Origin of the sequence: Pseudomonas sp. AA-38, assembly GCF_029457475.1 — a bacterium.
Taxonomy (GTDB): Bacteria; Pseudomonadota; Gammaproteobacteria; order Pseudomonadales; family Pseudomonadaceae; genus Aquipseudomonas.
This window is the reverse complement of sequence record NZ_CP120359.1, coordinates 1,097,809-1,118,439: the sequence shown is the minus strand read 5'-3', so window position 1 is coordinate 1,118,439 and position 20,631 is coordinate 1,097,809. Positions and strand designations below refer to the sequence as shown.

Here is a 20,631-nt window from a genome sequence, read left to right as displayed (position 1 = left end):
GCCAGACGAGCCACCCCGGCGCCTTTTATTTTGCCTTGCGGAGAAACCCAAATGCTGACCGACGCTCAACGCGACCTGATCAAAGCCACCGTCCCCCTGCTGGAAAGCGGCGGCGAAGCGCTGACCACCCATTTCTATCGCATCATGCTCAGCGAGTACCCCGAGGTACGCCCGCTGTTCAACCAGGCGCACCAGGCCAGTGGTGACCAGCCGCGCGCGCTGGCTAACGGCGTGCTGATGTATGCCAGGCATATCGACCGCCTCGAGGCCCTCGGCCCGCTGGTGGCGCAGATCGTCAACAAGCACGTATCGCTGCAGATTCTTCCCGAACATTACCCCATTGTCGGCGCCTGCCTGCTGCGGGCGATTCGCGAAGTGCTGGGTGCCGAGATCGCCACCGACGCGGTGATCGATGCCTGGGCCGTGGCCTATCAGCAACTGGCCGATATCCTCATCGGCGCCGAAGAGCGCCAGTATGCCGAGAATGCTGCCGCGCCCGGTGGTTGGCGCGGCGCCCGGGCCTTCCGGGTGGCGCGCAAGGTGAGCGAAAGCGCCGAGATTCTGTCCCTGTACCTGCAGCCGGTGGACGGTGGCGCACTGCTCGCCCATCAGCCCGGCCAGTACATCGGCCTGCGCCTGCTGCTGGATGGCGAGGAGGTGCGCCGCAACTATTCGCTGTCGGCCCTGGCCAACGGCCGCGAATACCGTATCAGCGTCAAGCGCGAGCCCGGTGGCCGGGTGTCCAATCACTTGCATGACGAGGTGCAGGTCGGTGACGAGCTGGAGCTGTTCCCGCCGGCTGGCGAATTCACCCTGAGCGAATCGAACAAGCCACTGGCGTTGATCAGCGCTGGCGTCGGCATCACCCCGGCACTGGCCATGCTCGACGCGGCGCGACACAGCGGCCGACCGATCCACTTCATCCACTGCGCACGCAATGCCCAGGTGCATGCTTTCCGCGATTGGGTCGCGGCCCAGGCCGCCGCGCACCCGCAGATTCGTCATTACGTCTGCTACAGCGAACCGCACGAGGCCGATCAGGCCGATGCCACGGGCCTGCTCAGCCGCGATCTGCTGGAACGCTGGCTGCCGGCCGAGCGCGACCTGGACGCCTACTTCCTCGGCCCGAAACCCTTCATGGCCCAGGTCAAGCGTCACCTGCAGGCGCTGGGCGTGCCCGCCGAACAAAGCCGCTACGAGTTCTTCGGCCCGGCCTCGGCTCTGGATAGCTGAACGATCAGGAGGTGAACCATGTACCCACTGAATCTTCCACCGCTGCAGATTCTGCACTTGTCCAGCCAGTTGCTGTGGGGCGGCCTGATCCTGCTGCTGGCGGGACTGGTCGCGGCCTATGGCCTGGAGAAGCAGTTGAACGTGCCGACGCTGGTACTGGCGCACAGTCTGACGCTGCTCGGCCCCAGCATCTTGAAGATCGGCTATGTGCTGCGCCTGGTCGCGCAGCAATGCCTGAAAGACGAGGCATGCGCGCATGCAATTGCTTGATCGCAAACGGGTACTGGCCATCCCCCCGCTCTGGCGCCTGGGCTTTCGCCCGTTCTTCCTCGCCGGCGCCCTGTTCGCCGGGCTCGCCGTCGCCCTCTGGGCGGCGGTGCTGCAGGGGCTGGCGAGCCCAGCGGTGCCCGGTGGCATGCTGGCCTGGCACCGCCACGAGATGCCCTTCGGCTTCGGTCTGGCGATCATCGCTGGCTTCCTGCTCACCGCCGTGCAGAACTGGACGGGCCGTCCGGGCCTGAGCGGGCGCCCCTTGATGCTGCTCTGCGGGCTGTGGCTGGCGGCGCGCCTGGCCTGGTTCGTCCCCGTACCGCTGGCCCTGCTGATCGTCCTGCAACTGGCCTTTGTCGGCCTGTTCATCGTGCAGATGGCGCGCCAGTTGATCGCTGCGCGACAATGCAACAACTACCCCATCCTGCTGGTGCTGAGCCTGCTCGCCCTGTGCCAGACGCTCACTCTCACCGGTCTGGCGCAGGGCGACGACAGCCTGCAACGCAGGGGCGCCCTGGCCGCGTTGTGGCTGATCGGCGTGCTGCTGAGCCTGATCGGCGGGCGGGTGATCCCCTTCTTCACCCAGCGCGGCCTGGGCAGGGTCGAAGCCTTCGCCACCCATCCCTGGCTGGATCGTCTGCTGCTGGTCTGTGGTGTGCTGGTCGCAGCGGCGTTCGCCAGCGGGCACAACCTGCAACCCCGACCCTGGCTGGCCATCCCCTTCATGCTGCTGGCGGTGCTGCACGGCCTGCGCCTGTGGCGCTGGCACCTGCCCGGCATCTGGCGCGTGCCGCTGCTGTGGTCGCTGCATCTGGCCTATGCCTGGCTGCTGCTCGCTGCACTGGGCATGGCCGCCTGGCACCTGGGCTGGCTGGCGCAATCCAGCCTGGCCAGCCATGCCTTGGCGGTGGGCGCGATGGGCGGGCTGATCCTGGCGATGATGGCGCGGGTCAGCCTCGGCCATACCGGGCGCGCCCTGCAGCCGCCCAGGGCCATGGCCTGGGGCTTCGCCCTGGTCAACCTGGGCGCGCTGATTCGGGTCGTAGCAGGTGGCGGCTGGTTATGGCTGGCGGCGCTCTGCTGGGGCCTGGCCTTCGCCCTGTTCGCCATGCGCTATGCGCCGATGCTGTGCCAGGCGCGGGTGGACGGGCATCCCGGGTGAACGCCTACCAGGCTAGCCAGCCACCCAGCCCGAGCCACAGCCCGGCCAGCGCCATGCTCAGCAAAGTCACTGGCACGCCACTGCGCGCATAGTCGACGAAGCCCAGGCTGACACCGTGGCGCTTGGCCCCCTCGGCGACGATCAGGTTGACCACGCTGCCGATCAGCAGCAGGTTGCCCGCCAGGGTGGACATCACGGCCAGGCCGATCAGCACCGAATGCGACAGCTCCGGCATCAACCCCAGCAGCAACACCACGAACGGCACGTTGCCGATCAGGTTGCTCGCCACCAACGAAGCACTGGCCAGCGACCACACGCCCTGCGGCAACAGGCCATGTTCGGCCAGCCACGCCGCCCCCTGGGCAAGCTGCGGCAGTTGCAGCGCCGCGCCACTGACCAGGAACAGGCCGACGAACAACAGCAGCAGGTTCCAGTCCACCTTGTGCACGTAGTCACGGCTGTCCACTCGGCGTGACACCATCACCAGCACCGCCACCAGCAATGCCGACAACTCGCGCGGCATGCTGGTGGCGAACAGGGCCAGCAGGGCCAGGCTGGCCAGCAGCGGCTTGAGGTAACTGTGCGCGCCATAGACCTGCTCCACCGGCATGTCGCTCGCCGTCAGGGGCTTGGCTTGCCCCCAGCGCCGCCGCCACTGCAGCCAGATCACCCCATGGACGATGACCATGGCGGCCAGCGCGGGCGGGCCGGCCACGGCCACGTAGCCCCAGAAATCCAGGCCGCCGGCCTGACCGATAAGGATGTTCTGCGGGTTGCCGATCAGGCTGGCGGCGGAGCCGGCATTGCACGACAAGGCCAGCGCCAGCAGGAAGGGCCGCGGCTCCAACCCACGTTGCTGCAGGCTGCGGCAGAGCAGCGGGGTCAGGGCGAAGGCGACGATATCGTTGACCAGAATCGCCGAGAGCAGACCGCCTAGCAGCACCACGCCGGCCAGCAACAGGGTCGGGCGCGTGGCGTGCCGGGTGAGGTAGCGATTGAGCCAGGCATAGACGCCGGAGAAATCGAACTGCGCGGACACCAGCATCAGCGCCAGCAGCAGCAACAGCGCGCCGGGGTCGAGGTGCTGCGCAGCCTCCGGCATGCTCAGCGCGCCGCTGACCAGCAGCAGCACGGCGGCACTGCAGGCGATCCAGCTACGGTCGACACGCAAGCCACGGATGCCTCCGGCAGCCATGCCGAGATAGGTGAGCACGAACAGGCCGAGGGTCAGCCAGGCAGCGAAGGTCATGGGGGAAATATCCACAAGCATGGGAGGGCAGCACTCTAGCGCTAGTTCCAGCACTGAGGAATCAGGTGTTCGTCATCGCGTTTGCTGGGGTATACCCGGATTTCATCCGGGCTACGTCCGGCTCAGCGGATAAAGGCCCGACTGACCTCGCGAAACGTCTCGGTGCCGGCCTGCTCCAGCCACTCGAAGGCGACCATCTCACGCGACACGATCACTGCCCCGGCGCGCTCCATGCGCGCCAGGCCCAGAGCCTTGTCGCGCGGGCGGCGCGAGCCCACGGCCTCGTCCACCACGAACACCTCGCGCCCCGCCGCCAGCAGACCAAGCACTGTCTGCAGCACGCAGACGTGGGTTTCCGTGCCGCAAACGATGAACTGCTGGCGCTCGCCGCCAGGCAGGTCGAACACCCCAGCGCCTGCGGTGGCGGCAAAATGAATCTTCTCGCGCAGCCCCACGTCCGGCAGCAGCGCGCGCAGTTCCGCTGCGGTGGTGCCCAGTCCCTTGGGGTACTGCTCGGTGGCGATCACCGACACGTCGAGCCGCTGCGCCACCTGCACCAGCCAGGCGGCCTGCTCGACCACCGCCGCGCCGCCGTCGATGGCCGGCAGCAGACGCTCCTGCAGATCGATCAGCAGCAGGGTGGAATCCTTCGCTCGCATCAGCATGATCATGCTCCTTCCTTCACCGCAAAACGCGCATCGAGCCGGCTGTAGCCGAGGCCGACGCCCTTGTGCACCCGCAACTGTACGGGAATACGTTCCTTCATCGCCTCGACGTGGCTGATCACGCCGATGGTCTTGCCACTGGCATTGAGGTTGTCCAGGGCATCCAGCGCCACCTCCAGCGTTTCGCCATCGAGGGTGCCGAAACCTTCGTCGAGAAACAGCGAATCGATGCTGGTCTTGTGGCTGACCAGATCCGACAGCGCCAGGGCCAGCGCCAGGCTGACCAGAAAGCTCTCGCCACCGGACAGCGTGCGGCAGTCGCGCGCCACGTCGGCCTGCCAGGTGTCGCGTACCTCCAGCTCCAGCTCGCCGCTGCCCTTGCGCGCCAACTGGTAGCGCCCATGCAGGCGCGTCAGTTGGCGGTTGGCCAGGTGGATCAGGTGGTCGAGGGTCAGGCCCTGGGCGAACTTGCGGAACTTGGCGCCATCGGCCGAACCGATCAATCCGTTGAGCTGCTGCCACAGGGCATGTTCGTCGGCCTGCGCATCGATCTCGGCGAACAGCGCCTGCTGGCTGCTGCGCCGCGCATCGTCGGCCTGCAACTGCGCGCGCAGCTCGCCCTGGCGTTCGCTCAGGCTGCGCAAACGCGCCTGCAAGGCCTCAATCTGCTCGGTCAGCTCGGCCAGGCTCAAGGGGGTCTGCGGTTCGGCCTGCAAGCGCTGCACCTCGGCCTGAGCTGCGGCCAGCAAGGTCGTGGCCTGGGTGTGGGCGCGCTCCAGTTCGGCCTTGAACGCCGTCAGCCGCTGGCGTTCGTCTTCGCTCAGCACGGCAGCCTCGAACGCCGCCTGATCGGCGAAGGGACTGCTCGTCAACGCCTGCTGCCAGGCCTGCCGGCACTCGTCCTGGCGTAGCTGCAGACGTTCCAGTAGCGCCACCTGGGCCTGCTCACTGCCAGCCAGGCCGTCGCGTTCACGCTGGCTGGCTGCCAGCCGATCGGCTGCCTCGCCCAGGGCCTGCTGTGGGTTGGCCGTCGCTGCGGGTTCCTCCTGGCTCGGTGCGCCTGCGTCCTGCCAGCGGTGCTGCCATTGCTCGGCCTGAGTCAGGGCTTCGTCCAGTTGCCGCTGCGCCTCACGCTCGAGTTCGTGCAACTGCTGCTGGCGCGCCTGCGCCTCCTGCCAGGCCAGCCAGTTGGCTTTCTGCTGCGCCAACCAGCCTTCGCCATCGGCGGGCAGCTCGCTGGCGAAGCCCTCCAGGCTGGCCAGCAGCGCTTGGGCCTGCTGCGCCTGCTCGGCCTGGAGCTGGCCGAGGTGCGCCTGCTGCTCGGTCAGGCGCGCCTGGGTGTTGTCGATATCGCGATCGAGCAACGCCTGCTGCTGTTGCGCCTCGGCCTGCTGGCGCTCGGCCCTCTGGCGCTGCTCGCCCAGGCGCTGCAGCTCAGCCTGCTGCGCCTGCACGGCCTCCAGGCGTGTTTGCAGGGCGGCCAGTTGCTGCTCGTGCTGCTGTTGCAGCGGGCTCAGCTCGGCGGCATTTTGCAGCGGGATGTGATGCTCGCGCAGTTGCTGCTGCCACTGCTGATCCAGCGGCTGCAACTGCGCCTGGGCCTGAGCCTGTTGCTGCTGCACCTGTTCGATCTGCGCGGCCAGGCGGGTCAGCTCATCACGCAGGTTGGCGCCCTGGTTCTCCAGCTCGCTCAGTTCGCTGCGGCATTGCGCCAGGGCCTGTTCGGTGGCGGAGACGTTCAGCGCCTGGTATTGACTGATCGCCGGATGCTCGTGCGAGCCACACAGCGGGCAGGCGTCGCCCGGTTGCAGGCGGGCGCGATAGGCCTCCAGATCCTGGATGCGCTGTTCCTGTTCCAGCAGCTTTTCCTTGTCAGCGATCTGCTGTTTGAGTGCCTTGTAGCGCTCACGCAGGGCGTTGATCTCGATGTTCTTATCCGCCTGCTGGCGCTGCAACTCGGCCAGGCGCGGCGGCAGCTCGGCCAATTGGGCGTTCAGGGCCTCACGGCTCTGCGCCAGTTGCTGCAGGCGGTCGAATACCCGGCTACGCGCTTGCAGGCGCTGCCAGTCCTGGCGCAGGCCAGCCTCTCCCGCTTCGCCCAGCAGGCCCTGCACGCTGGCCTGCTGCTGCGCCTCGGCATCGCGCGCCTGCTGCACCTGCTGCTGGGCCTGCGCCAGGCGCGCGCCCTGCTCCTCACGCTGGCGTTGCAAGGTGGCGAGCTGCGCGCCGGATTCGTTCAGTCGCGCTTGCGCAGTCTGCAGTGCCTGCTCAGCCTTGGCCCGTTGCGTGAAGCGCTCGTCCCAACCACTGAGCAGCTCCCCCAGCCGCGCATGCTGGCTGCGTTCGCTCAGCCATGCCTGCACCTCGGCGTGTTGACGCTGCACCTGAGTCAGCGCCACCTGGCGCTGCTCACGCCAGTGCGCCGCATGATGGCTGGCCTGCCACAGCGCGCGGCATTCACGCTCGGTGCACGCCTGCATCTGCTGGCGCAGGTCAAGCAAAGCTCGCTCGGCCTGCTGGCACTCATGCTGCGCCTGCTGCCAGGCCTGGTGCAGCGGCAGCAGGCGCGCAGCGGGTTCGCTGGCAGCCAGGCGCTGCAGGTCATCGGCGGCGGCGGCCTGGCGCTGCTGGGCCTGCTCCAGCCCTTGTGCGGCCTCAGCGGCCTGCTGCTCGGCACGCTGCAGCGCCTCACGCCAGCGCTGCTGCCCCTGCAACGCCTGTTGCTCGGCCAGCAGCGGCGCCTGCTCCTGCGTCAGGCGTTCGGCCTCGGCCTGTAGTTCGGCGCGCTGCGCCTCGTCCAGCAGCTCCATGCCCTGGGCGCGGCTTTTCAACAGGCATAGCGCCTGTTCGGCGGCCTTGGTGCGCTCATAAACCTGCTGAGAAATCTGCCCATAGACCTCGGTGCCGGTCAGTTCTTCCAGCAGCTCGGCGCGCTGGTTGGCGTTGGCTTCGAGAAAGGCGGCGAAACCACCCTGGGCCAGCAGCATGGATTTGGTGAAACGCTCGAAGTCCAGGCCGGTCAGCTCGGCAGTCAGGCTTTCCTTCTCGCGGATCTTGTCGGTAAGGATTTCGCCATCGGCGATACGCGCCAGCTCCACCTTGGGCGCCTGCAGCGCGCCATCGATCTTGTCCCGCGCGCGGCGCTGGCTCCAGAAGGCGCGGTAGCCCTGCCCCTTGACCTCGAACTCCACCTCCGCCAGGCAGTCGGCGGTGTGTCGGGTCATCAGCTCGTTGCCACTGGCCGACAGCGTGCTCATGCGCGGCGTGCGGTGATACAGGGCCAGGCAGATGGCGTCGAGCAAGGTGGTCTTGCCCGCGCCGGTCGGCCCGGTGATGGCGAACAAACCGCTACCGGCGAAAGGCTCGGCGGCGAAGTCGATCTTCCATTCGCCCTTGAGGGAATTGAGGTTCTTGAGGCGCAGGCTGAGGATTTTCATGCACAGGTCGTAAGCCGTTGAAGGCGGTCATTCTGGCATATCGAGGATTCAGTCGCGGCAATAGCCCTCGCCGCTGCGCACGGTCAGGCAGTTGTGCTTGTCCAGCAGCCATTTCATGCCGGTGGCTTCGCCATCGCTGGCAGTGAGGCTCTCCACCACGCCGTCACGCACGAAAACGATCTTCGCCCCCTGCGCACGCCCGACGAAACGCCGTGGGCCGTCGAGGTTGGCAATGGTCAAGCGGTAGTCATCGGGGGTACCGGTGATCTCCAGGTAAGTGCCTTCAGGCCCATTCCAACGGCCCAGCCATCCGTCCGTGACAGCACCTGCCGTCGTTCGCTCAGGCGTGCTGCTGCATGCGGCGCAGGCCATCAGCACAGCCAGGGAAATGGTGATCTTGAGTGAAGGTATGTGCATGGCAGCCTCTTTCCAACAATGCTCCGTATGCCTGTTCGAGGGCAGCCAGGCCCCCGGGTTCTATCGCTCTGCGCAGGATTTCACAGCACCTCGATGCAGTCACGGCCTGCCGCCTTGGCGCGGTACAAGGCCTGATCGGCGCGCAGCATGAGGCTATCGGCGCTTTCACCCGCTCGATACTCGGCGATGCCGAAGCTGGCCGTCTTGCTCTGCACGGTATCGAACTCGAAACCATTGATACGCCGCTGCAACGCCTTGACCGCCAATTGTGCCTGACGCGCACCGATCTCCGGCAAGAGGATGAGGAACTCCTCGCCACCCAGCCGCCCGACCCTGTCCACCACCCGCACGCTGTCACGCAGCAAGGCGGCGAACTGGCACAGCACCTTGTCGCCCACGGCATGCCCATGGGTATCGTTGACCTGCTTGAAGTGATCGATATCGATCAACACCACGGAAAACCGGGTGCCATAGCGATTGGCGCGCTCCACTTCATCGGCCAGAAATCGCTGCGTACAGGAACGGTTCCACAAGCCGGTCAGGCTGTCGAGGTTGGCACTCCGCTCCAAGCTGCCCTGATGCAGGAACATCAGCTTGTGTGCCCGCTCCAGCATGATAGCGCTGAGCAGGCCGAAGGAGAACGACGCCAGTATCCAGATCAGGTGCAACCGCTGTGGGCCAGGCGCGAGCGAGTCCTCGAGGGTGACCAGCAGAATCGCTGCCAGCGACACCAGCGAGGTGCCCATGGCCCGCTTCAGCGCCAAACCCGAGATGGCGAAGGTCCACATCAGGTTCAGATAGATTTCCGGCGCATAGAGGGCAAAGCGCGGCGTACCGAAGTTGAAGTAGAGATTGGCCACCACCGACACGATCGGAGCCACCGTCAGCAGGCCCAGCATCCAGGACTGCCGCCTGGGGTAAAAGCTCAGCAAGCCGATGGCCAGCAGCGCACCGGGCACCAGCAGTGCATGGATGAGCAATCGCGCAAACGGCTGATCGCTCTCCACGTTCTGCTCGATGCCGGCGTAGATCAGGTACAGCACCATGGTCAGGAAAGCGACGTAACGAATCTGCGCAATCTTGGCCTGCCGATACCACTCCTCGAACGCCTGTCGTGTCGCCTCAGGTACACCCAGCAACGGATCCAGCGAGCGCGCCAACATATTGATCACGGCACTTTCGCTCCCCAATCAGAAAGCCCTCGATCACAGCATAGAACGCCTGGAGCGAGAGCTGTCAGCCTTTATAAGCCATGCTGCACATGGAGTAGCCTGCTCAGTGTCGGTAGCGCTTAGCCGATAGCACCTGCCAGGTTGATTCGCGCCTGTGCCTCATAGCGCTGCCTGAAATGCTGCGTGTTGTATAGCCGAGGGCGCGCCAGAAAGCCCTTGAGCACGCTGCGCCGCTTCATGCGGTACACCCAGCCCGGCACCCAGGCGTACTCGGCGCGCACCTGGGCGTCGTATTCGGCAAACCGCTCCGGCGCGGCCCCGAGAATGGCCAGGTCGATATCCACCAGCAACTGCTCATCCGCGGCGCTTGGTGTTGCGTCATGCCGGGTGGCCATGATCAGTTGCTCGACCCGCGCGAGCGTCGCCTGATCGGCCTGGGCAGCCGCCAGCGTCTCGATGGCCCAGTCCGCGCTACGCCGCTCATTGTCCTTGCCACGCACATCGTAGATGGCATCGTGAAACCAGAGCGCGATAGCCACCTCGCCCGGCTGCTGCGCCAGATGCCGTGCCTGCTCGAAGTGCCCAAGGCACTCGGATAGGTGCTGCAGGGAGTGGTAATGACGCTGGGGTTCCTCGTAGGCACGGACGAGCTGCTCGAACAGACCTGGCGGTGGCTGCAGGCCGAGATCTGACCAGGCGTGGGCCCAGGATGAGGTTAGAAGATTCATTGGGGTTACCCGAGGCTGCAATCACGCGCCTGTAACGCGCTTTGCCTAACCATGCCGCGATGGATGATCACTTAGCAGTCGCCCATAGATTGCGGATTCCACGCCATCCGGCCACCCAGTCCGCTCTCATCTGGCCAGGCATTCCAGGGCCATCTGGCCACCTGTTCCACGGCCATCCGGCCGGGCAGTCGGAGCGCAGCGACGCAGGGGTGGCATTGTTAGTCTGGGTTGGCTGGCGTCGTCAATTTCTGCGTCCGTTTGCGCATTGATTCACCCTTCAGATTGATCCGATAAGCGTTGTGCACCAGGCGGTCGAGGATGGCATCGGCCAGGGTTGGATCGCCGATCAGTTCGTGCCAGTTGTCCACGGGCATTTGGCTGGTCACGAGGGTCGAGCGCTGGCCGTAGCGGTCGTCCAGTAGCTCCAGCATGTCGCGGCGCTGTTCGGCGGTGAACGGCGCCAGGCCCCAGTCGTCGAGGATCAGCAGGTCGGTCTTGGCGTAGCTGCTCATCAGCTTGGCGAAGCGCCCGTCGCCATGGGCCAAGCCCAACTCTTCCAGTAGGCGCGGCAGACGCAGGTAGCGCACGCTGTAGCCGTCCCGGCAGGCCTGGTGGGCCAGGGCGCAGGCCAGCCAGGTTTTGCCCACGCCGGTGGGGCCGCCGATGATCAGGTTGAGGCCGTCGCGTAGCCACTGGCCGCCGCTCAGTTGCAGGATCAGCGCCTTATCCAGCCCGCGCGGGCTGCGGTAGTCGATGTCTTCGAGGCAGGCGTTGTGCTTGAGCCGGGCCTGGCGCAGGCGGCTGCTCAGGCGCTTATCGTCGCGTTCAGTCAGCTCGCGGTCGACCAGCAGGCCGAGGCGTTCCTCGAAGCTCAGGCTGTCGATGTCCGGGGTTTTCAGTTGTTCGTTCAGCGCCTTGAGCATGCCGTGCAGGCGCAGGGTTTGCAGCTTGTCCAGGGTCGGATGGGGCAGCATGGTGAGTTTCCTTGGGTTCAGTGGTAGTAGCCGGGGCCGCGCAGGTTGGCGTGGTCGTCCGGCAGCAGCGGCAGGTTGGCTTGAGCCAGCGGCAGGCTTTCCAGGCCCTGGCACAGGATCGATTCGAGGCTCTTGTAGCTGCACGCGCCGAGGCTGAGGGCGCGTCGGCAGGCCAGCTCCAAGCGCACTTCGCCATGAGTCTTGCCCAGGCGCAGGATGCCCAGGCAGGCCCGGTAGCCCTGCTGCGGATGGATGCGCCGTTCGAGGATGTGCCGGATCACGCCGGCGGTGTTCGGCCCGGTCTGCTCGGCCCAGCGGATCAGCCGCTGCGGCGTCCACTCGGCATGCTCGCGATGGCTCTTGGGCATGTGCTCGGCCTGCGTGCTGTGCCTGCCCTTGTGCATTGAGCGCAGGTGGCTGGCCACTCGCTGGTTGGCGTGGAAACACTCGACGGTGCGCGCCGTCAGGCGCACCTCCAGTCTTCTTCACCAGTTGATACGGCACCGAGTAGTAATGCCCATCGACCTCGACGTGGTAGTCGATGTGCACCCGCGCCTTCTTCCACTCGGCGTAGACGTAGGGTTGCACCGGCAGGGGGCGCAGCGCCGGACGATCCAGGCTGTCGAAGGCCGTCTGGCGCGAGCCCGGCAGCTTCTTGAACGGGCGTTGGTTGAGCCGCTCCAGCAACACGGAGATGGCGCTGTTGAGTTCGTCCAAGGAGAAGAACTGACGGTTGCGCAGGGCCGCGAGGATCCAACGCTCGACCACCTGCACGCCGACTTCGGCCTTGGCCTTGTCGCGCGGTTTGCGTGCCCGCGCCGGCACCACCGCCACTCCGTAGTGCTCGGCCAGGTCGCGGTAGCTGGGGTTGATGTCCGGCTCGTAACGATGGGCCTTGCTTACCGCGCTGCGCAGGTTGTCCGGCACCACGATCTCCGGCACGCCGCCGAGGAAGGCAAAGCAGCGGGCATGGGAGCCTAGCCAGTCCGGCAGCTGCTGCGACCAGGTGGCTTCGGCGAAGGTGTAGCTGGACGCGCCGAGCACTGCGATGAACACCTGCGCCTGGCGGATCTCGCCGCTGTGGCGATCGATAACCGGCACCGTCTGGCCGGCATAGTCGACGAACAGCTTCTCGCCGACGCGGTGCTCCTGACGCATCACCACGTCCAACTTGCCCTGCCAGGCTCGGTAATGCTCACAGAACCAGCTGTACTGAAAGCCCTGCGGCTGGCTCAGGCGGTACTCCTGCCAGAGCAGCGCCAGGGTCACCCCGGGGCGGCGCAGTTCGGCATGCACCCATGCCCAATCGGGTAAAGGCCGCTTCTCGCTGGCAACCGCCGGGGCCGGCGGGAACAGTTGCTGCTCCAACTCGGCATCGGACAACGAACAGGGCCAACTGAGACCACTGGCGGCAAAACGATTGAGGTAGTCGCCGACGGTGACACGACCGACCTGCACGCTGACCGCAATCTGGCGAGCTGATAGTCCGACCTCGAACTTGAGACGTAGTACTTCGCGAATCTTACGCATGGATAAACGCTCCACGACGACCTCTCTGCTTCGAAAAAGAGGTCGATGGTAGTGAAGAAATCCTGCGTAGCTGCCTGCCCGGTTGAGTGGCCGGATGGCCGTGGAATCAGTGGCCGGATGCGCGTGGAATGGGTGGCCGGATCAGCGTGGAATCGGTGGTCAGATGTTCATGGAATGGGTGGCCAGATGACCGTGGAATCCGCATAGATTGCAGAGTCAGAGACGACGCCATTGACCTCCCAACGCAGCCTCAACAGGCCCTCGTGGGAAAAGCCGAGTTTCTCCAGCGCTTTTGCCGAAGCCTGGTTCGCCGGGTCGATCTCTGCCTCGATACGGCGAAGCCCCAGTGAATCGAAGCCATACTGAATCAACGCCTCTCCGGCCTCGCTGATATAGCCTTGCCCCCAACAAGAACGTGCCAACCCGAAACCTATCTCAGCACGTCTGGAGGCCTTATCGTAGCTGAACAACATGCATTTCCCTGCCAGTTCATCGGTAGACCTCAGCCCTGAGGAATCCCCACAAAAATCCCATTTTTATCAATGGGATAGCTTGAAGAAGCCTGCATGAGTCGGGCAGTTTGGTAGTCGCCAAACAAACCAACCCCCGAGACTCATGCAGGCAGTACGATTCTTACACAAGGCATTTTCCCAAGCACTCCCCACGATCCACAGCAAGCGGCTGAACGCCTTGATGAGCAGCGTCAGTGCCTTGCTGCATGGGCATCGCCTGACCCTGACCGACCTTGGCAGGGCCATGCCCAGCGAGGCTTACACCAAGCATTCGATCAAGCGCGTGGATCGCCTGCTTGGCAACGCTCACCTGCAATACGAACGCACGCTGTTCTACTGGAAAATGCTGACTGCGCTGATTGGCTCCCTGCGTCATCCATTGATCCTGGTGGATTGGTCGCCGATCAATGCGGCCTCTGACCTTTACTTGCTGCGAGCTTCAATCCCGCTGGCTGGTCGAGCGTTTCCTGTGTACGAGAGCGTGCATGACCGTGAAGGCTGCCCTCAGCGTCAGAGACAACTGCTCGATGCACTGGAAGCCATGCTTCCCAACCAATGCGTGCCGATCTTGGTAACGGATGCCGGATTTCGCCGCCCCTGGTTCCAGGCTGTCGAAGCCAAGGGGTGGTATTACGTGGGACGCGTCCGCAATCGTGATCTTTATCGCGACGAGCAAGGTCAATGGCAGCCGATCAAGCAGCTCTACCAGCAGACGACATCTCGTGCGCGGTCACTCGGCCAAGTCGAGATGACGCGCAGTGCACCGCACAAAGTTGCGTTGTACGGCATTCACCAACCGCCCAAGGGCAGAAAACATCGACGCGTGACGGGCAGCATCGCACGCAGCAAGCTCAGCCGGCAGAATGCGCGTCGTGAACAGGAGCCCTGGCTGCTCGCCAGCAACCTGCCACAAGCCAACTGGACGGCACGTCAAGTCGTGGGTATCTACCGAAAACGGATGCAGATTGAGGAAGGTTTTCGGGATGTGAAAAGCCTACGTTTCGGCTTTGCTTTCGACCTACACCGGACGCGCTGCCCACGGCGTATCGAGATCCTACTGCTGATCGCAGCACTGGCGTGTTACGTGCTGTACTTGGCTGGCCTCCAGGCTCACATGACAGGCAAGTCGCGCCGCTTTCAGAGCAACAGCGTCAGGCATAAAACCGTACTGTCGCTCTGGCGTATCGGTCTTGAATACCTCAGGCGCTCGGCCAGCGATTTATCCTACTCGGCACTCACAAAGATGGAGCTATTGCTGCGTGACGAGGTGCACCGGCAAGCTCGGGCGCTGGAGTAGATTTGTGGGGATTCCTCAGACCTCAGCCATATTCCAAGCACAAGTGACTGTTGACCTCGCATTGACTCATTACTCTTCTCGATGAATGCGATGGCCTCCTGAACATCGGCCCAGGGGGCCGTATTCCAATAACGCATGACCTGCGCATCGGAGAAAATCGCCAACAGCGCTGGGGCGTCAGATGGCAGCAAGGGTTTGAGTATCAAACGCTCGGTTTCCAGTCGTGGGAAAAACACGTCCTGTGACATCGACGACTCCTTTGCAGTTGTAAAGATTGCTCGAACGCGGAAAACCGCCAACCGGGTGTGATGCCGGGCTGCTCACGCCAGCCATTTGAATGACCGAGCCAAGAAGTCGCTGGCTCCATCCCTGATGATTTCACCATGCGCCATGATCAGTGCTCGTGGTTTCCATGCCACTATCCGCTCGAAATGCTGACGCGCCTCAGCCTTGGCAAAGATGAAGCTCAAGCGCCAATCCAGAGGCATTTTGCCGTTGGGCGCCAGGATACCCGCGCACCTGGCAGCGAACCGCTGACAACAGTTGAAGTCCTTGCCGGAAAAGTTCTCGACCAGATCCGCAACGATCAAGGTGGCCGAAGCGCAATGGAAAAATACGCACTCCTGCATGAATGGAGAGCCAGAAAAGATGCGCTGTTCGATCTCATCCTGCCACGCCCAGGTACCCGGATCATTCAGTGAGCCATGAAACGCTATATCAGCCCGCTTCTTGATCACCTCGTCCGTGCCGTAAACCTTGGCTTGAGGATAAGCCTCGACCCACTGCGCCAGAAACAGATGGTGCAAATGGCTCGGCGCGACCAGATACCTCACCGGCCCGAGCCTCTCGAGCTGCATTTTGATTGCTGCCGATAATCTGATGGGGCTGTGAACCCAGAGATCGCCGTCGGCAAGGCGTACAACGGTCATGCGCGTTGAATATGGCAGGCTCATAAAGCGAACCGGCTCGCCCTCGAATATCCATAGGCCAGTCGCCAGCTCTTCCATACACACCTCAACCGTATAAATCTTGACATAGCAGGGATACTGACTCGCTTCTCAGGCGAACCACTAAGCCCCCTAAAAACCAGAAACTCAAATCTATAACGTAAGCGCAGCGAAAGCCCTGAATCACCCTTACAGCTTCGTCGGCTTGGAGCGCCACAAGTAAACAGCCCAAGCCAACACCAGAATCTCAAGCAAAAACGACCAGTGCAAAATAAAATTCAGCCACCAAGGCTTATAGACCGCTTCCACAGTGAACATGGCGTAGGGCTTATCTATGAATGGCGCAAACCACCATATATCGCCCACTATCGAGTCCAGCAGCATATGAATGAATCCACCAATCGAAAAGATCAGCATGAGCGCAGCACCTGATTTATTAGCTGCGAATTTGAACCACGCATACGACACGGCAAGAAGCCCCAGCCAAAGCAACGGATAATGCGGCCAGTAGGTATGGTGGTGACTTTGCCTATTGTCGACGAAATAAAAATAGAACATATCGAAATCCGGCGCGATTCCGCCGAGCACTCCCGCCAATATAAAAAGCCTTGCGGAAACTCCGGTATTTGCGAATCGCTTGAGCAGCAACTTTGCGGAAATATACCCAGCTGGCAGATGGCCAATGAACATACAAGCACTAACCTGAGGTTAAGGGACGGAATTCAGCCCGTCCCAGTGAGAGGAGCGAACAATTTGAACCGCTACTGATACAACTCGCGCCCGCTATTAGCTGGACGCCCGTCGCTCGGTATTCTTGTCCTGATAAATCCAGATATTAGCCTCTTGAATTCGGACAGGCTATAACCTGTATCAACGAAAGAAATTTCATATATCCTACATTTGACCGCACCAATAAAAATGTAGCTTTTTTGTTCCTGGGAAGTGCTTTCGTACAGACGCGACGGACTAATCAGCCAGTCTGTATCCCTTAATACAAACTCACTTCCCGCAACTTTCTCTACGTAATTTATATAATTCCTTTTCCCACCCCAAAAATAACCAGAAACAAAGCTTTCGTGAAGGCACTCAGTAGTATTTGAAATTATTAACGGACTGCTTGCCCTTGCAGTTTCATATATATAGCGCGTATCACCCGAGCTATAGGATATTTCTTCCGCGTAAAACAATAGCGCACCCCTATCAACACTTACCCCGACATCCTCCAGATTCTCATGCGTGTAGAGATACTTATACTTATCAACAGGCAGCGGTCTTGTTTCAACTATTTTAGAGCCACTGCAGGCTGTTAGCAGCAAAACAAATATAAGCACTCCAACTTCTTTCATACATACCTCGATGTATGTAACGTTTGGTTAAGGGGTGGGCTTTAGCCCGTCCAGTGAGCGAAGCGCACAGTTTGAAGCACTAGTTAGATTTCACGCTGTGGCCTGCGGATTCCACGGTCATCTGGCCACCCATTCCATGAACATCTGACCACCGATTCCACGCTGATCCGGCCACCCATTCCACGCGCATCCGGCCACTGATTCCACGGCCATCCGGCCACTCAACCGGGCAGGCAGCTACGCAGGATTTCTTCACTACCATCGACCTCTTTTTCGAAGCAGAGAGGTCGTCGTGGAGCGTTTATCCATGCGTAAGATTCGCGAAGTACTACGTCTCAAGTTCGAGGTCGGACTATCAGCTCGCCAGATTGCGGTCAGCGTGCAGGTCGGTCGTGTCACCGTCGGCGACTACCTCAATCGTTTTGCCGCCAGTGGTCTCAGTTGGCCCTGTTCGTTGTCCGATGCCGAGTTGGAGCAGCAACTGTTCCCGCCGGCCCCGGCGGTTGCCAGCGAGAAGCGGCCTTTACCCGATTGGGCATGGGTGCATGCCGAACTGCGCCGCCCCGGGGTGACCCTGGCGCTGCTCTGGCAGGAGTACCGCCTGAGCCAGCCGCAGGGCTTTCAGTACAGCTGGTTCTGTGAGCATTACCGAGCCTGGCAGGGCAAGTTGGACGTGGTGATGCGTCAGGAGCACCGCGTCGGCGAGAAGCTGTTCGTCGACTATGCCGGCCAGACGGTGCCGGTTATCGATCGCCACAGCGGCGAGATCCGCCAGGCGCAGGTGTTCATCGCAGTGCTCGGCGCGTCCAGCTACACCTTCGCCGAAGCCACCTGGTCGCAGCAGCTGCCGGACTGGCTAGGCTCCCATGCCCGCTGCTTTGCCTTCCTCGGCGGCGTGCCGGAGATCGTGGTGCCGGACAACCTGCGCAGCGCGGTAAGCAAGGCCCATCGTTACGAGCCGGACATCAACCCCAGCTACCGCGACCTGGCCGAGCACTACGGAGTGGCGGTGGTGCCGGCGCGGGCACGCAAACCGCGCGACAAGGCCAAGGCCGAAGTCGGCGTGCAGGTGGTCGAGCGTTGGATCCTCGCGGCCCTGCGCAACCGTCAGTTCTTCTCCTTGGACGAACTCAACAGCGCCATCTCCGTGTTGCTGGAGCGGCTCAACCAACGCCCGTTCAAGAAGCTGCCGGGCTCGCGCCAGACGGCCTTCGACAGCCTGGATCGTCCGGCGCTGCGCCCCCTGCCGGTGCAACCCTACGTCTACGCCGAGTGGAAGAAGGCGCGGGTGCACATCGACTACCACGTCGAGGTCGATGGGCATTACTACTCGGTGCCGTATCAACTGGTGAAGAAGCAGTGGAGGTGCGCCTGACGGCGCGCACCGTCGAGTGTTTCCACGCCAACCAGCGAGTGGCCAGCCACCTGCGCTCAATGCACAAGGGCAGGCACAGCACGCAGGCCGAGCACATGCCCAAGAGCCATCGCGAGCATGCCGAGTGGACGCCGCAGCGGCTGATCCGCTGGGCCGAGCAGACCGGGCCGAACACCGCCGGCGTGATCCGGCACATCCTCGAACGGCGCATCCATCCGCAGCAGGGCTACCGGGCCTGCCTGGGCATCCTGCGCCTGGGCAAGACTCATGGCGAAGTGCGCTTGGAGCTGGCCTGCCGACGCGCCCTCAGCCTCGGCGCGTGCAGCTACAAGAGCCTCGAATCGATCCTGTGCCAGGGCCTGGAAAGCCTGCCGCTGGCTCAAGCCAACCTGCCGCTGCTGCCGGACGACCACGCCAACCTGCGCGGCCCCGGCTACTACCACTGAACCCAAGGAAACTCACCATGCTGCCCCATCCGACCCTGGACAAGCTGCAAACCCTGCGCCTGCACGGCATGCTCAAGGCGCTGAACGAACAACTGAAAACCCCGGACATCGACAGCCTGAGCTTCGAGGAACGCCTCGGCCTGCTGGTCGACCGCGAGCTGACTGAACGCGACGATAAGCGCCTGAGCAGCCGCCTGCGCCAGGCCCGGCTCAAGCACAACGCCTGCCTCGAAGACATCGACTACCGCAGCCCGCGCGGGCTGGATAAGGCGCTGATCCTGCAACTGAGCGGCGGCCAGTGGCTACGCGACGGCCTCAACCTGATCATCGGCGGCCCCACCGGCGTGGGCAAAACCTGGCTGGCCTGCGCCCTGGCCCACCAGGCCTGCCGGGACGGCTACAGCGTGCGCTACCTGCGTCTGCCGCGCCTACTGGAAGAGTTGGGCTTGGCCCATGGCGACGGGCGCTTCGCCAAGCTGATGAGCAGCTACGCCAAGACCGACCTGCTGATCCTCGACGACTGGGGCCTGGCGCCGTTCACCGCCGAACAGCGCCGCGACATGCTGGAGCTACTGGACGACCGCTACGGCCAGCGCTCGACCCTCGTGACCAGCCAAATGCCCGTGGACAACTGGCACGAACTGATCGGCGATCCAACCCTGGCCGATGCCATCCTCGACCGCCTGGTGCACAACGCTTATCGGATCAATCTGAAGGGTGAATCAATGCGCAAACGGACGCAGAAATTGACGACGCCAGCCAACCCAGACTAACAATGCCACCCCTGCGTCGCTGCGCTCCGACTGCCCGGCCGGATGGCCGTGGAACAGGTGGCCAGATGGCCCTGGAATGCCTGGCCAGATGAGAGCGGACTGGGTGGCCGGATGGCGTGGAATCCGCACTGTGGCCTGGTGGATAGTAGTCCACGTAACTGACAGCTTCAACTTCACACTCGGGATAAATCCAAGCTTGCCAATTTTTCTTTAGCCAAGCTACTGACACTGCACCAGTTTCATGTTTCGCTTCGACTGGAAATACCAACTCAGTTTGTCCGGCATGATGACCAGATGAACATATCAACTTATAAAAGATTGGTGAATCATGTTCTTCGACAATCATGAAGTCGACGATTTTCTCAAATGGAGCTTTTGCCGGAAAACGGAATACCACGCCTCTTCCAAAAGATTTTTTCTTGCAGTTTGCAAGTGGGCGCCAATTCATCGTGTGACCTAACGTTTGACGAGAGGGGCGGCCGGAGCCGCGAAGAGGAGGAGGGTATTTGCAAGCGCAGCTTGCAAACCGTTCCTCTCGACGGGATTGTTAGGCATAGGTAACGGTTGGTTCACCTAAAACCTCTATGACTCTAAAGATTGCTTTTCCTACAACAAAGACTCTATACCTCGGATCGTCTCGGTGCTTGTATGCGGGAATGTCATTGCGTATTGCCTCAATACCGATAGACTTTAGCTTTTCTTCCAGCTGTTTTGCATCATTCTCATTCTTGAAGAAACCAACGATGTGCCAGTGCTGTTGATTCATTACGAGCGTGTAAAAGAATTCGCAAGCATCATCCTCTGAAACGGATGTGTATTCAGGCGGATAGTCTTCACCTCGCTCTGAGTAGTAGACAACCCACTCATTGCCGCGCTTCACGAGGCAAAAAGCATCATGCTCACTGCGGTGAATTGAGAAGTGCGATTTGTTGCAACCTTCAGCGAGCAATTTTTCGAAAACTTCCGAAGCAGTCATGATAATGCCTAAGGATGGTCTGAAATAGACCGACATTTCAGACCTGCTTCGGTCGCTACCGATTTTGAAAGAGGGCCATCTGATCAAAAAACGCTCAGATTGCCCGCTTATTTCTCCATTTC

18 protein-coding genes and 2 pseudogenes are annotated in these 20,631 nt (G+C 62.4%); 6 read left to right on the top strand and 14 right to left on the bottom strand.

Features of this window, described 5'->3' with window-relative positions:
• Positions 1–51: 51 nt before the first annotated feature.
• Genes hmpA through PVE35_RS05150 form a run of 3 tightly spaced genes read left to right on the top strand, consistent with a single transcriptional unit; the run spans position 52 to position 2,665 of the window.
• Positions 52–1,233, top strand: a complete 1,182-nt coding sequence (gene hmpA / locus PVE35_RS05160) for an NO-inducible flavohemoprotein (protein WP_277374005.1) — start codon at positions 52–54, stop codon at positions 1,231–1,233.
• A gap of 18 nt (positions 1,234–1,251) precedes the next feature.
• On the top strand, positions 1,252–1,503 hold the full coding sequence (locus PVE35_RS05155; RefSeq protein ID WP_277374004.1) for a transmembrane sensor/regulator PpyR: 252 nt from the start codon (positions 1,252–1,254) through the stop codon (positions 1,501–1,503).
• Positions 1,490–2,665 (top strand): NnrS family protein, encoded by a 1,176-nt coding sequence (locus PVE35_RS05150; protein WP_277374003.1) that lies wholly within the window; start codon positions 1,490–1,492, stop codon positions 2,663–2,665. Before PVE35_RS05155 ends, PVE35_RS05150 begins: the two co-directional genes overlap by 14 nt.
• A gap of 4 nt (positions 2,666–2,669) precedes the next feature.
• On the opposite strand, the gene PVE35_RS05145 is transcribed toward PVE35_RS05150, so the two are convergent.
• The 9 genes and pseudogenes from PVE35_RS05145 to PVE35_RS05105 form a co-directional block, all read right to left on the bottom strand.
• Entirely contained in the window at positions 2,670–3,914 is a 1,245-nt protein-coding gene (locus PVE35_RS05145) for an SLC13 family permease (RefSeq protein WP_268181759.1), read from the bottom strand.
• Between the two features lie 122 nt (positions 3,915–4,036).
• Positions 4,037–4,579: an isochorismatase family protein gene (locus tag PVE35_RS05140; RefSeq protein ID WP_277374002.1), complete on the bottom strand. Its 543-nt coding sequence runs from the start codon at positions 4,577–4,579 to the stop codon at positions 4,037–4,039.
• Between the two features lie 2 nt (positions 4,580–4,581).
• Positions 4,582–8,016: an AAA family ATPase gene (locus tag PVE35_RS05135; protein WP_277374001.1), complete on the bottom strand. Its 3,435-nt coding sequence runs from the start codon at positions 8,014–8,016 to the stop codon at positions 4,582–4,584.
• Positions 8,017–8,064: 48 nt separating this feature from the next.
• Positions 8,065–8,433, bottom strand: a complete 369-nt coding sequence (locus PVE35_RS05130; protein WP_277374000.1) for a hypothetical protein — start codon at positions 8,431–8,433, stop codon at positions 8,065–8,067.
• An 80-nt stretch (positions 8,434–8,513) separates the two neighbouring features.
• Positions 8,514–9,596, bottom strand: a complete 1,083-nt coding sequence (locus PVE35_RS05125) for a GGDEF domain-containing protein (protein ID WP_277374850.1) — start codon at positions 9,594–9,596, stop codon at positions 8,514–8,516.
• Positions 9,597–9,724: 128 nt separating this feature from the next.
• The gene (locus tag PVE35_RS05120; RefSeq protein ID WP_277373999.1) at positions 9,725–10,333 is read right to left on the bottom strand and encodes an N-methyl-D-aspartate receptor NMDAR2C subunit; all 609 of its coding nucleotides are present in this window, start codon (positions 10,331–10,333) and stop codon (positions 9,725–9,727) included.
• Positions 10,334–10,551: 218 nt separating this feature from the next.
• A complete protein-coding gene (gene istB / locus PVE35_RS05115; RefSeq protein ID WP_230927319.1) occupies positions 10,552–11,307 on the bottom strand; it encodes an IS21-like element ISPpu7 family helper ATPase IstB in 756 nt (251 codons plus the stop codon).
• A 17-nt stretch (positions 11,308–11,324) separates the two neighbouring features.
• Positions 11,325–12,837, bottom strand: a pseudogene (istA, locus tag PVE35_RS05110) (IS21-like element IS1491 family transposase).
• A gap of 167 nt (positions 12,838–13,004) precedes the next feature.
• A complete protein-coding gene (locus PVE35_RS05105; protein ID WP_277373998.1) occupies positions 13,005–13,310 on the bottom strand; it encodes a GNAT family protein in 306 nt (101 codons plus the stop codon).
• A 142-nt stretch (positions 13,311–13,452) separates the two neighbouring features.
• Here PVE35_RS05105 and PVE35_RS05100 point away from each other — a divergent pair, with 142 nt between their 5' ends.
• Positions 13,453–14,646 (top strand): IS4 family transposase, encoded by a 1,194-nt coding sequence (locus PVE35_RS05100; protein ID WP_277372347.1) that lies wholly within the window; start codon positions 13,453–13,455, stop codon positions 14,644–14,646.
• Here the strand turns inward: PVE35_RS05100 and PVE35_RS05095 are convergent.
• From PVE35_RS05095 to PVE35_RS05080, 4 genes are all read right to left on the bottom strand, one after another.
• Positions 14,574–14,894, bottom strand: a complete 321-nt coding sequence (locus PVE35_RS05095; RefSeq protein WP_277373997.1) for a GNAT family N-acetyltransferase — start codon at positions 14,892–14,894, stop codon at positions 14,574–14,576. The genes PVE35_RS05100 and PVE35_RS05095 overlap by 73 nt on opposite strands.
• A gap of 72 nt (positions 14,895–14,966) precedes the next feature.
• Positions 14,967–15,653, bottom strand: a complete 687-nt coding sequence (locus PVE35_RS05090; RefSeq protein WP_277373996.1) for a DUF4336 domain-containing protein — start codon at positions 15,651–15,653, stop codon at positions 14,967–14,969.
• A gap of 129 nt (positions 15,654–15,782) precedes the next feature.
• Positions 15,783–16,283 carry a metal-dependent hydrolase gene (locus PVE35_RS05085; protein WP_277373995.1) on the bottom strand — a complete coding sequence of 167 codons (501 nt, stop codon included), beginning with the start codon at positions 16,281–16,283 and terminating at the stop codon, positions 15,783–15,785.
• 71 nt (positions 16,284–16,354) lie between these two features.
• A complete protein-coding gene (locus PVE35_RS05080) occupies positions 16,355–16,939 on the bottom strand; it encodes a hypothetical protein (RefSeq protein ID WP_277373994.1) in 585 nt (194 codons plus the stop codon).
• 307 nt (positions 16,940–17,246) lie between these two features.
• Between PVE35_RS05080 and istA (PVE35_RS05075) the strand changes: the two are divergent.
• Together istA (PVE35_RS05075) and istB (PVE35_RS05070) are read left to right on the top strand one after the other, a co-directional pair.
• A pseudogene (gene istA, locus PVE35_RS05075) lies at positions 17,247–18,760 on the top strand (IS21-like element IS1491 family transposase).
• A gap of 17 nt (positions 18,761–18,777) precedes the next feature.
• Positions 18,778–19,533, top strand: coding sequence for an IS21-like element ISPpu7 family helper ATPase IstB (gene istB, locus PVE35_RS05070; protein ID WP_230927319.1), 756 nt, complete (start codon positions 18,778–18,780; stop codon positions 19,531–19,533).
• Between the two features lie 547 nt (positions 19,534–20,080).
• On the opposite strand, the gene PVE35_RS05065 is transcribed toward istB (PVE35_RS05070), so the two are convergent.
• Positions 20,081–20,545 carry an SPOR domain-containing protein gene (locus PVE35_RS05065; protein WP_277373993.1) on the bottom strand — a complete coding sequence of 155 codons (465 nt, stop codon included), beginning with the start codon at positions 20,543–20,545 and terminating at the stop codon, positions 20,081–20,083.
• Positions 20,546–20,631 lie beyond the last annotated feature (86 nt).